This is a genomic window from Marivita sp., assembly GCF_051859345.1.
Classification (GTDB): Bacteria; Pseudomonadota; Alphaproteobacteria; order Rhodobacterales; family Rhodobacteraceae; genus Marivita.
On record NZ_JBHYFV010000059.1, the window covers coordinates 1 to 12,486 of the forward strand.

The following is a 12,486-nucleotide window of genomic DNA, read 5'->3' on the forward strand; positions in this document are numbered from 1 at the left end:
AACGCGATCATCGCGGGTCCACCACCGCCAACAGCGCCGCCAGACGCGACGGCGGCAAGGACGCAGGGATCGTCATGCGCCGCCCGTTCGCCAGCGCGATGTCGATCCGGGCATCCTCGGAGGCGTACGCCGAGCGTTCCAGCCGGTTCGGCGCGGCCTCCTCCATCACCAACGGCACGAAGCCGCCGCCGCGGTCCTCGCCTCCGAGCGTACCCTCGCGATACGCACGCCGCCAGATCGACAGCAGCGACCGTGAGATCCCGTACCGCCGCGCCGTCGCCGATCCCTGGCGGTGACCGCGCAAGCTTTCCTCGACGATGCGGATCTTGTCTTCGTCAGACCAGTGCCGACGACGACCCATGTCCTCGGCCGTGAAGAGTTCGATCGGGGTGAAAACGGAAGAGCATGACATAAGGCCATGCCTTACGACCATTTGCACGATCAGCGTAGACGGCCCTCACCGGAGGCTAACGCCATAGAGTGTCCACTGCGACCTGATCCGAACGCTCGATTGAAAATCTTCGTCAGATCGACAAGCATTTCTTCTTTGTGGGGCAGATGGCAGATTGTCCTAAATTTATCAATGAAATCAATGCATAATGGCGGAGAGACAGTCCGTCAAATCGCACCCCAGCTTGATATTAAGTTAATTTTATCAATAGGTTGCATTCCAGCCTTTCGAGATGTGTGCAGCATATTGTGCAGCACCTTGACGGTATGCCATTGGTGTATCACGTGCTTGAAGCTTGAGCCGTTCGATCGACTGGCTTGATGGAGAGAAGGTCGTGTTCCTTGGATGGTCATCTGTTCCTCGGTCCGTCGTACCTTCTTAATCATCCGTCCTCTCGTTGGGGCGGACTCAAGTTGCAGATGGAGGAAAAATCTCGTGACAGGTGACAGCGTCCCACCAGATCATGAGTAGCGCCAGCTTCCATCTGGCTCGGGCTGCGCCAATTCAATTCCATCCCTTTGAAATGTTGCATTCATTGCTTCGACAACTGGATTGCCCGACGAGATTTCATTTCCTTCTCGGGCAAGCGACGCCTGCAGTTGTGCCGCATCGCCGTCGGTATCGCCCATCGGCCACAGCGCGGACTGCGCCAGGCGCCGTTTCCGCTGCATCAAACTCTGCAACAGCAAGTCGAACGATTGCTCACGGTAGACAGGATGGATCGCCATAGGCACGTGCACGGTGACCGGCTTTGCCTGGCCCAGACGGTGAACCCGATCGTTGCACTGCTCCTCGACAGCCGGGTTCCACCATCGCGACAAGTGGATAACATGCGTCGCGGCCGTGAGCGTGAGGCCTGTCCCAGCCGCCTTTGGTCCCAGCACCAGCAAGTCGAAGCCACTATCCTGTTCGAGATGACGCTGAAAGCGGTTCACGATGGCCAGTCGTTGCGGGATTGGCGTACTACCGTTGATCAGGTCGACTCTGTCCAGTCCGAATTCGGACTTGACCAATTCAATGAACCGATATTGCATCTGGCGGTGTTCGATGAAGACGAGCGCCCGCTCTCGCATGGCCCTGATCCGGCGAAGAATGTCGAACGTTGCCGAGAGTCGGCCGGACGCACTGATGAAAGCCTTCGGATCGGGCTGTGCGTTCAACGTAGGATGCACTGATACGCTGCGGATATGGTGAAGCAGCCTGAATGCCGCACCGCGCCGACTGGCCGCCAACTTCACGCGCGCTTCGTCATATCGCGCCGCCTGAACCGGTGGCATCTCCCTAGGATGGAGGAAGCGCGTTTTCGGCGGCAGGTCTCGGGCGACATCTTCCTTGAGGCGACGCAAAGCGAGCGGAGGGAATGCGCCTTGTCGATGAAAAACACGACGGTGCAGTTCAGACATGTTCTGTTCATCCGGCGTGCCGAATTTCGACCGGAAATCTGAAAGTGAGCCGAGTGCCCCCGGGGCTAGTTGATCCATGATCGCCCAAAGATCGACGCTGGAGTTCTCGATCGGTGTTCCAGTCAATCCAATTCGAAAACTGGCGTTCATCGCGCGCGCGGCAAGCGCAGCCAACGTGCCAGGATTCTTGATGTTCTGGATTTCGTCAAAGACGGTCGCGGCGAATGGGATCTTCGCAAGCGAGTGCTGGTAGTTCGTCATCGTCTGATAAGTCGTCAGGACTCAGGTCAGGTGTCCCGCTCCCGCTTGTAGCGCTATCTCGATATCGGTGAAATCAAGCAGCGCCTCTCCCACTTCGGTATCCTGCCCGCGAGCGCCCGTCTTGCGCCGAACCGATGTCGCTGATCCGTAAAGCCGAACGAGGTGGCCAAGTCCCGGCGCAGCCACATGGCGGGTCACCTCTTGCTCCCAGTTCTCAAGTAGTGACGTTGGGGCGACGACCAAGATAGGGCCGCGCTTCGCACCAGCTTGCCGCTTCATGTGTTCATTCAGCCAGACCAAGAACGCGATGGTCTGCAGCGTCTTTCCCAGTCCTTGCTCATCTGCGTTCAGGATACCCGGAAGCCCTGTCTTCCAAGCTTCGATCTGCCACGCCAGGCTATCCAACTGGTGCGGCTTGAGCGCGGTCTTTATCGTAGGCGGGACGACCACTGGCTGCGCCGTATGGCGCGGCGGATGCGACGGGCGCCAGTGCACCTCCTCAAAATTGTCAGCTGTCTCGAGGACGAGTTTGCCGCTCGGTTCATCAGTTTCTGCCGCGTCATCCTCAACCTTCTCCAGAACCTCACTGCGACGCTCTTCAATACGACCGTCTAGAACCTGAAGCGTCTCACTCGTCGCAGGAATCGTCTCACCTTCGACCTTGACGCTTCGCGCGCCGGTCAGGACCGCTTTCGCCACCTCATCCCTAAGGCCCTGAAGCTCATCAAGGGTCATTTTGTCGAGACGTTGGAGCACAGCCTCGGGGAACATCTCCGGCATCCAGGTCGTGCCGCTCCCCTCAAATGTGTTCACAAGGTTTCCGGTGTAGAGAGTGGTGCCCGTTACCCGTTCGGAGAATCGCATGAACTCAGTCGTTTCAACAAATGCGGGTCCTGCGGCCGCCTCGACCATCTCCTCTTGCGCTGAGGGCGCGAGCGCGGAGAAGCTTGCATCGCTTCGCATGGCCTCTTCGACAGCCGAGGTTATCCTTGCCCGCGGATTGCGGATGAAGGCCCGACGCTCTTCCAGCGGCGCGCGCTGCATCTCGGCCATAACGCGAAGCGCCGGACTTGCACTCCGGTCAACAACCATGAACTGCCCGCGTCCCAGCCGATAGGCTGCAAGCGCCCCTCGTTCGCGGAACTTTCGCTGGAATTCGCGCAGGTTCGCATCTGCGAGTTCAGACATCGACTCGGAAGGTGCGCCACCTTCCGCTTCGAGCCGATCGGCTGCAAATGGCACAACACTGAAGTCATTGCCCTGGGTATCCGGAGAGATCGAGAAGCGGTCCGCCAGGGTGACTTCAAGGCCCGACAGGAAATCTGTCATTGAGACCCGCGCGGCCGTTCGGTCTCCGGATAACTCTACTCCGGGCTCAAGTGCTTTTCGAAAACGTGCCAGTGCTTCCCATTGCACCGCATCATCTGTTCCGGCGCGATAGGTTTCCGCCACCGCCAAGGCATCCAGCATCCAAAGTGGGAGCCGCTGCGGGCCTCGATCCGTCTCGAGGATGGCTCCAGTCCTGCGCGGCGTCCGCACCTGGCCGCCGCGCAGCCAGTCGACACGCAGACGGAATGTCGCGGTTCCTAGAACGCCTTCAGCATCCGTCCGCATCGTAAGGTCGGTAAGTGGCGGCAGGCCAAGTACACTTCCCGTCTCACCATCGACAGCCGCCGCCAGACGGTGGCTAAGTGAGATCGTATCGCTCTCGATGAGCAGGCTTTCTCCCATCTCATCGGCCATGGCACGCAAATCGGCAATTGCAAAGGCCAGCGGTTGTTCACTCGGCGGTAGAGCATCAAGATCCGCCATCTTCTGCGGCAAAAGCCGACCAAACAGCCCTCCACGATCGGATGCCACGGTGATCTGTACGCCATCGGTCGAGTATGTCGCTTGTGTCTTCATCAGCCGAGTGCCCTCAGTACCTTCGTCTGCCAAGCTCCGAGATGAACAATCGTGCCTGCACTCCGCCTGCGTCGAATGTTGGCCACGTCGTACTCCGGATCATAGAGCCTTGGCGCTCGTGGATCATCGGCGTCAAAGATATGCACCATGAAGTTGAATGTTCCTTCGACCACGATCTTCTGTCCGATCCGCATGATAAGCAGCGATTTGTCACGCTCACCGACTTGCTTGGCAAACCGCCGCCCGAATTGACGCGCATCGAGTGGCAGCTTTGCCATGGCTGCAGCATGCCCTGATCCGTTAAAGGCGATCCAGACCTCGTCGATGCGTTCCTGCTCTAGTAGCGTCCACCAGAACTCTTCCCGATCTGCCCACATGTGGCCACGTTCGACCTCCGCCAAGACACGGAAGAGGAACCGGATATCGGCACCCATAAGCCAACGCAGGAACAGCATCTCGCGATCCGGATGGACCTCGTTCCAGGCGACGTGCCGTCTGACCCGTGGGTGACTGTAAACTTCGGTCAGGCGATCAATCAGTAAGTTTCGGACCACGGCCGGGGCACCCTCGCGCTGCCACGGCGCCATTAGTGCATCGATTGCCGGTCCTGCGCCGGTCTGCCTAGGTTTTCCGCCAGCAGGTGCGATCCACGCCAGCACCCGCGCGATCTCTTCTTCGCGGTCTAGCTTCGGCCCAACCCGCCTCAGGAACGCGAGGTGCACTGCATCCATCAGCCCTGGCGCGTGGGGTTGCCGCAGTCCGATCATGCGCAGTCCATTCCACGGATCCTCCATTTGTTCCATCAAGGAGGCGATGTCTTCAGGCGCCTTGTCCGCGTCGAACAGCGACGGGACATTCTGCAGCAAAGGCGTCCACTGAGCCCCAATCCGATCGCGTGCGGAGTTCAATGCCTTTCCGAGGGTGCGGATGCTTTCTTCGTTTTCAACGAAGCACTCGATATAGACCCGGACCAGATGGTTCAGTAGGGCGGAACGTGTGGTGACTTTGATTTCAGCTAGCAGGAAGCGCCGCACGACCTCGGCATTGGCGCGCTGACGGAATCGGGGCCCATAGACCAATCGTGCAATCTCATTCACGAAGCGAAGTGGAACGCGCTTCCAGTCCCATTCGACGATCCGCCTCTCCATCTCAATCAGAAGCTGCTCGGCGTCGTGAGGGTCGGCCCTTGGAGGGAGTTCATAGCGGTCTAGGATACCGCGACAGACGGCAAGAAGACCCTTCGCAGACGGCGGTTGGGCCAGAACCGGCGGTCTGACACGGTTCAGCAGATCGGCGAGACCCACCCGTTGCTCGATGCCTTGGACGTCCAGAACTCCGTCCTTGTATGTCATTCGACCACGCCCCCTGCCGCGGCAAGGGCATCCCGGATCGTGGCGATCTCCTCTGTCTGCCGAGGCACATACATGATGATGCGCAAGTCGATCCGACGGTTTCGGGCCTTTTCCTCGGTCGTGTCGTTCCCGGCTATGGGTCGCATTTCTCCGTAACCCGCGACCGACAGGACGGGCTGCCCACGGAAATTCAGGTGTGACAGCAATGCGTTCTCGCGTGAAAGCATCACGCCAAAGGTGCCGTTTGCTCGCTCGGTGGACAGTCGAAGGTTGACGAGTTCATTACCATCGGTATCGGTATGTCCCTCGATCTGGACAGCCTCGATAAGGGCAAAACCCGGATTGCACCCGTCACTCCAAGACGATCCATTGCCAAGAGTGTAGCAGGGAAGAAGCTCGTTTAGCCTTACTGCGACCGCCTCGACGAATTCTCGCCGGTCTGGTCTCAACGTCGCGGACCCGCTTCGGAAAAGACCATCCCCCTGAAACCGCAGCGCGTCGGATTCCTCGCTTAGGACGACTTCCAGATCTGGGAAATCAATGGTTAGGCGATCTCGCAAAGACTCGAGCAGTCGCTGCCGCTCCTGCAGACTCTGATTGATATAGGCTTCGAGAGGGTCCGGCTGACGCAGGCGCTCCAGCTCCGCTTCAAGCTCTCGAATCCGATCTTGTTGAGTCAAGACTTGCCGGGTCAGTGAGACCACCTGCTGCTGAAGGATAGCGTTCTCTTCCCTCAGACGCGCGACTTCAGGCTCTATCGCCTCCAACCGCGCGTTGACCTCGGCGAGCACGGCCTCTGTTGCACTCAGCTCGGCAGCCAGTGCGTCACGTTCTGCCAGCGCCCGATCACGCTCTGAAAGAGCCCTTTGGTGCTCAGGCAAAGGCACGCTGCGTGTCGGGTCATATTGGCTCGCAAAGAAGACAAGAAGGAGCATGACAATAAAGAGGAAGCTCACAGTCATATCGGTCATCGAAACAAAGACCGACTCCTCCTCTTCTTCCCGCGGCGAACGTCTGTAGGCTGCGGCACGCATCAGCGGCGTGCCTGTTGCGGCTGGAACTCCTGAAATTGATCCACGATGTTCTGTAGCGTCGACAATGCCGCGCTCAGCTGCTGAGACATCTCGCTCACATGTGTCCGCATGGCCTGCATTGCTTGCTCGGTGCTCGTTGCATAGACTTCGAACGCCCGCCCAAGCTTTTCGTCGATCACGTCCATTCGGTCACCCTGGCCCTTGAGACGCTCTACCATTGCAGCGGTTCCCGCAAGCGACTGTTCGATGCCGCGCCGCTCGGCCGAGAGTGTGACTTCTGCCGTTGCCAATGTACGCGCAGCAGACTCCGCCGTTGCTTGTGCGCTCCTTGTGACAGTAGTGACAGCACCCTGCGTGCCTTCAGAGAGCAAGCGCATTGCGCTCTCTATCCGCTCGGTCGCTGCCTGCACCGGGCCAGTTGCTGCGACCAGGTCTTTCGACGCCCCGCGGAACGACACCGCGGCATCTGCCCCTGCCTTTGCCCCCTCCTTCACGCTTCCCACATAGCCTCGCATCTCGGCCGCTGCTTCCGTCAGGCTCGCAACGATGTCCTCGATCTGGTCCGCGATCATAGCCACCGGTTGGATCAGTTCTCGACCGGCATTCTCGGAAAGGGACTGGCTCATGGCGGCGATGTCAGCTCCTGCCTTGCCGAATGCGTCGAGGACCACCCGTCCGGCCCCGTCTATAGCGTCCCCGGCCTGCGCCCCGGCGGCTTCCATGCGGAGTTTCGCGGCCTCGGCCCCGGATTGTGCGGCCGCTTCCATCTCGGTCCGCATGTTCTGGGCTGATGCACGCATTTCCTCGGCAGCCGTCAGCATCGCCTTGGCCCCAGCCGAAGTATTATCCCTTATCCCCGCAAGCGTGTCGTTCATCACTGCGAGCAACTTTTCCGCTCCAGCGCTAAAGGAGCCGGTCGTCTCTTGAGCAGTTGCCGCCATTGCACTTCGCAGGTCATCCACAGCCTGAGCAACGCGAACCACTGCCGTCTCCATTTCCGACCCCATCCGACCTGAGGACTGGTCCAGCCGATCAGCAATCTGACCGATCTTCTCGCCGGCAAACGCCAACCTCTCGCTGGCAGCGGTGAGTGCGGCGCCTACCCCGGACGACAATTGCTGCGACAAGTCCGCGGCCATGGAGCTGACACTCTCTGCGCCTTGGCGCGACACAGTCTCGATCAAAGGCTGCATGGCCGTGCTGATTGCAGTCGAGATCGCTTGGGGCAGCTCCGTCTTGAGCGGTCCGCCGATTTCGGCCACCAATTCAGCTGTGAGGCGACGATGATGTTCACGATCCTCGATCATTGACTGAAGCTGACGAAGACCGATTTCCTCAAGACTCACGAAAATCAGGCGTTGTTCCAGCGCGCGACACAGAAGATTCAGTTCACGATCGATCTGACCTGACATCCGTCGAAGCAAGATCGTGAAGACGATGGAGCACACGAGTCCCACCAACGACATGATGAATTTGGCTGACGCGATTCCTATGAGCGTTGACATCGTCTGGTCATCGATCCGCCCACCTTGCGACATTTCCGCGAGAGCAGCAATCAGTCCCAGGAATGTGAGAGCGAGACCTGCTGAAACGAACAGCCCCGGCACGATTCGGAAGAAGCCTGGGCCGTAGTGCAGGTCCTCGATGTTGAAGAATGCCGACGGTCGAATCGCGTTCATAGCGATCTTTTCGCCACGTGATTCATCAATAATCACCGTCTCGTTAAATTCGCTCCAAGCTTCCGCTAATGCCCGGACTTCTATGTTGTGCGGTGTTTGCACGATCCATGCCGAAACAACCTCACGAGCCTCGTAAAACGGCGCGTCTCCAGTCTCTTCAATTCTGAGGCGCAAGGATCTGACTGCGGCACGATTTGCACCAAATCGCCTGGAGAGAGCGAGAGTCACCGCCGCAAGACAGCCGACGAGAAGCACGACGACAAAGCCTGGCATGGCTTCGTTCGCGACCAGCGATGCCACGAACAGGACGACGTCCTTCACCGGCGTTCCAATTGCCGTGACAATCGTCATCAATAATTCCATGCTCTATGTGCCTCCATGGTTCTTCATTTTCTTGGCGTATGGCCCGCTCCGCCTGCGGCTCGGTTTTCCTTTCCCCACAAAGCCTCTCTCCGCCCTGCCATTCGGTTTCGGAGACGTCGGTGATCTGGCATCATCATGAATATGCTTCCAGCGATCCTCACAACTTGTCCACCAGACACAACCTATCGCTAGACGTCTGCTCGATTCGATGGGCATGAATTGGGCGAATTTGAGGCCCCCTGGAAATAGAACGTGAGGGAAGCGCGCGTGGTGTGAATGACTTGGACGGCCGCAGCACTACCTCGACCATGCAGCTTTGAGCTGGACAACAACGCCGCCGTAGGCAGAGGGGTTGGGGCGTTCCGCGCGTTCATCCTCGGCAGTATAGCAAACGGGTTGAGGATCCTGTCCCGATCCTCCTGCGCGAACAACTGGTCGAGATCGCACAGATACTGCTCCACGCGCTTGGCGCTGCTCGCCCGCGTCGAGGCGGTTGCCTCCGTCTGGCCCTGAGCTACAAGCCACTTCCGGAATTCGTCCTGTTGCATCGTATTGCCGCCTGCCTCGCCGAATGGTCACGTTCCAAGGTCAGGAAGCCGAGGGCAAAATCCGTCGTCGTCAATTCACCGTCTGGAACCACGGGCCGATGATGGCCGGAAGGAAGCAGGTGCGCAACTGCGAGTTGCCCGCCGCTGCCTGCGACTGCGGCGTAACCGAGGCGAAAAACCACCTAGAAAACGCCCGGAACCTGTTCAGATCAACCGAGCCACCTCTGGCGCCGCGGTCAGCGATCGGGTCATCGCACTTGTTAGTATCGAAAAATAGCAACTGGGGGCATCATTGGATGCTCGGCCCCGAACGATCCCCCGAAAAGCCCTATTTTCGCCCCGAACGCCAGGTATTCATCTGCAGGAACTCAATTCGGTCATCGCCACCGGTTCGAGGCACATAGACACTGAGGGGAATGCCAGCCAAGCTCTCTACAGAGCCTTGAAAATTCGGGCGCAGTTGGACAAGGGGAAAGACCATGAACCGGCTTCTGATGAGGACTGCATTGGCAACAGTGCTGCTGATGCCGTTTGTTGCGGCTGCGGATGAATTGAACATTGCGTTAGCTGCCTACGGCGCGGGTGATTATGCCACTGCGCTGCGCGAGCTTCTGCCATTGGCAGAGCAGGGTAACGCAGGTGCGCAGCGCGGCCTCGGCGACATGTACCTTTACGGTCATGGCGTGGAGAAAGATGAAGCGGAGGCGCTAAATTGGTATCTTAGGGCGGCTGAGCAGGGCAACGCACAGGCGCAAATGCGGCTTGGTTATCTATACGGGAAGGCGCCAACACCTCTTGAAGCTGCATTGGACCTCGCTTGGGGCGTGCGGCAAGATTATGCCGAATCGCTTAAATGGTATCTTAGGGCGGCTGAGCAGGGTAGTGCAGACGCGCAAGTCATCCTCGGTGTGAAATATGAATTTGGCATTGGTGTGCCGCAGGACTATGCCGAAGCGGTGAATTGGTACCGTCTTGCAGCTGACCAGGGTGACGCTCAGGCCCAATTTAACCTCGGCGACATGTATGAATTTGGCAAGAGTGTGCCGCAGGACGATGCAGAGGCGGTGAGATTGTACAGGCTGGCGGCTGAGCAAGGTAACACAATTGCGCAGTACAGCCTCGGCCGCATGTACACCGAGGGCAAAGGCGTGCCGCAAGATTATGTGGCTGCGCATACGTGGCTCAATATTGCAGCGGCAAATGGCCAGGAAAATGCAGCGCGACGTCGAAACGACCTGTCCGCGCTCATGACCACAGGTGACATATCTGATGCGCAGCGGCGCGCGGGGATTTGCATGGAGTCGGGCTATCAGGACTGCGACTAGAGAAACCAAGGCGCCACCGAGCCTCACTAGGCACGCGGATGCGACTTCTGCAAGCAATCGCGCATGAGATCGAACATAGAACATTTCTGACTCCCCCGGATCGGTGCAGTACTAGGTCATAGGAAAAGGCAAGTATGGTCGAGGCATCCCGCCGTGAGCTACTCCCCGGCTCTTGGACAGATTTCCGGCTGATTTAAGCTACTGCCTGCACCTGCTGATCGGTTTCGATGTGGTTGAAGTAGACCACGGCGGGCGGTTGTCCGCCATGGGCAGTGTGTGGGCGATGGTGGTTGTAGAAGGTGATCCAGCGCCCGATGCCGGCCCTGGCCTGCGATCCGGTTTCCCAAGCGTGCAGGTAGACGCATTCATACTTCAGGGACCGCCAGAGGCGCTCGATGAAGATGTTGTCGAGGCAGCGTCCCTTGCCGTCCATCGAGATCCGGGTGCCGATGCGCTTCAACCGGTCGGTCCAGGCGAAGGACGTGAACTGCGACCCCTGATCGGTGTTCATGATCTCGGGTGGACCGAACTTGTGGATCGCCTCGTTCAGCGCCTCGACGCAGAGTTCAAGCGTCAAGCGATTGATCCAGTGGATCAATCGTAGCGCAGAACGGCCTCCAGCGTGTTGGAGATGCGCCAGGCCAAAACCTTTCGCGTGAACCAGTCCATGATGGCCACCAGATAGAGGAAGCCCTTTCGCATCGGCAGATAGGTGATGTCGGCGCACCAGACCTGATTGGGCCGCTCCACCCGCAGCCCGCCCAGCAGATAGGGGTAGGTCTTGTGCCCCTTCGCAGGTCGGCTGGTGTCGGGCTTCTGGTAGATCGGCATCAGGCGCATGAGGCGCATCAGCCGCCGGATGCGCTTTTCGTTCACGGCATGGCCTTCGTTCTGCAGGTGCCAGGTCATCTGCCGCACGCCGTAGAACGGGGTGTCCAGAAACTGCTTGTCGATCAACAGCATGAGGTCAAGGTTCATCGCCGTCTCGCCCTGCGGCGCGTAATAGAACGATGACCGGGAGATCGACAGCAGGAGGCATTGTGCGCCCACCGACAGGCTTGGGTGGTTCTTCTCGATCATCCCGCGCCTCACTTGCCGATCCAAGGCTTGAGCTTTCGTGACAAAAAATCGTTGGCGACAGCCAGCTCTCCAATCTTGGCATGCAGGTCACGGACCGTTTCCTCGGCAACCTCGGCCGCCGCAACCGCTTTGCCTCCGCGTTCGAAGATGCCTGCGGCACCCTCCAGCAGCGACCGCTTCCATTGGTGGATCATCGTCGGATGCACGCCATATTCCGCGGCCAGTTCCGACACCGTGCGCTCTCCCTTCACGGCCTCCAGCGCCACCCGCGCCTTGAACGCCGCATCGTGGTTCCTGCGTTTCGACATGTCCTGATCTCCTCGTGCTTGGAGATCAGCAGACTTCAGATCGTAGCTTCCGTCACTGTCCGATTTTCGGGGGGTAGCTCACCCTGATGACCTCGAGCAACCGTCTCAACCTCAGCGCCGCATCAAAGTATGAAGTCCGAGGCCGCCATTGTACCTAGATTATTCACCCCGATCTGGAAATTCGCTCGACCATCCCCGTTGACGTCTCCCATGACCACGCCGTCGGAGAAGCGGAGCTCACCAGCTATGCCAGCAAATGAGTTGGTCCCAATGAAGGTAAAGGCTTGATTGCCCGGTCGGCCGATGTTGGCGTCGATACCGGATAGATCGATGCGATCGAGTCCACGCTGGAAGTCAGTTATGATGTCACGCGTCGCGTTGGAGTTGCCCGCCTCGGCAAGGGACCTGAAGACAAACACATCCGCACCGGCTCCACCGGTCAGAACGTCACGACCTGTCCCGCCGATCAGCACATCGTTACCTGATCCACCGAAGAGGCGATCATTACCGGCTCCTCCCTCGAGACGATCATTGCCTAGACCGCCAAACAGAGTGTCATTGCCGGCTCCACCGAACAGGGTATCGTTTCCTGCGTCGCCGAAGAGCCGGTCGGCACCCGGGCCGCCTTCTAGCCGGTCGTTACCTGTCCCGCCCCGAAGGATGTCGTTGCCTGTTCCTCCGAAGAGTTGATCGTGCCCGTCTCCACCGAACAGGGTATCGTTTCCTGCGTCGCCGAAGAGCCGGTCGGCACCCGGGCCGCCTTCTAGCCGGTCGTTA

7 protein-coding genes and 2 pseudogenes are annotated in these 12,486 nt (G+C 59.0%); 1 reads left to right on the forward strand and 8 read right to left on the reverse strand.

Going from position 1 to position 12,486, the window contains the following annotated elements:
* Positions 1-7: 7 nt before the first annotated feature.
* From tnpA to ACTIEN_RS20870, 6 genes and pseudogenes are all read right to left on the reverse strand, one after another.
* Complete coding sequence (tnpA, locus tag ACTIEN_RS20845) at positions 8-412, reverse strand: IS66-like element accessory protein TnpA (RefSeq protein WP_439525074.1); 405 nt, start codon at positions 410-412, stop codon at positions 8-10.
* Positions 413-912: 500 nt separating this feature from the next.
* A complete protein-coding gene (locus ACTIEN_RS20850; protein WP_439525080.1) occupies positions 913-1,689 on the reverse strand; it encodes a helicase-related protein in 777 nt (258 codons plus the stop codon).
* Between the two features lie 6 nt (positions 1,690-1,695).
* Positions 1,696-4,020, reverse strand: a pseudogene (locus ACTIEN_RS20855) (DEAD/DEAH box helicase); the annotation flags it as partial.
* Entirely contained in the window at positions 4,020-5,372 is a 1,353-nt protein-coding gene (locus tag ACTIEN_RS20860; RefSeq protein WP_439525075.1) for an EH signature domain-containing protein, read from the reverse strand. The gene ACTIEN_RS20860 and the pseudogene ACTIEN_RS20855, both read right to left, overlap by 1 nt.
* The gene (locus ACTIEN_RS20865) at positions 5,369-6,406 is read right to left on the reverse strand and encodes an OmpA family protein (RefSeq protein ID WP_439525076.1); all 1,038 of its coding nucleotides are present in this window, start codon (positions 6,404-6,406) and stop codon (positions 5,369-5,371) included. The genes ACTIEN_RS20860 and ACTIEN_RS20865 overlap by 4 nt, the downstream gene beginning before the upstream one ends.
* The gene (locus ACTIEN_RS20870; RefSeq protein WP_439525077.1) at positions 6,406-8,448 is read right to left on the reverse strand and encodes a hypothetical protein; all 2,043 of its coding nucleotides are present in this window, start codon (positions 8,446-8,448) and stop codon (positions 6,406-6,408) included. Before ACTIEN_RS20870 ends, ACTIEN_RS20865 begins: the two co-directional genes overlap by 1 nt.
* A gap of 1,027 nt (positions 8,449-9,475) precedes the next feature.
* On the opposite strand from ACTIEN_RS20870, the gene ACTIEN_RS20875 reads away from it, so the two are divergent.
* On the forward strand, positions 9,476-10,321 hold the full coding sequence (locus ACTIEN_RS20875; RefSeq protein ID WP_439525078.1) for a tetratricopeptide repeat protein: 846 nt from the start codon (positions 9,476-9,478) through the stop codon (positions 10,319-10,321).
* A gap of 193 nt (positions 10,322-10,514) precedes the next feature.
* On the opposite strand, the pseudogene ACTIEN_RS20880 reads toward ACTIEN_RS20875, so the two are convergent.
* Together ACTIEN_RS20880 and ACTIEN_RS20885 are read right to left on the reverse strand one after the other, a co-directional pair.
* Positions 10,515-11,709 (reverse strand): annotated as a pseudogene (locus ACTIEN_RS20880) (IS3 family transposase).
* Between the two features lie 122 nt (positions 11,710-11,831).
* On the reverse strand, positions 11,832-12,486 hold a 655-nt coding region (locus ACTIEN_RS20885; protein WP_439525079.1), incomplete at its 5' end, for a calcium-binding protein.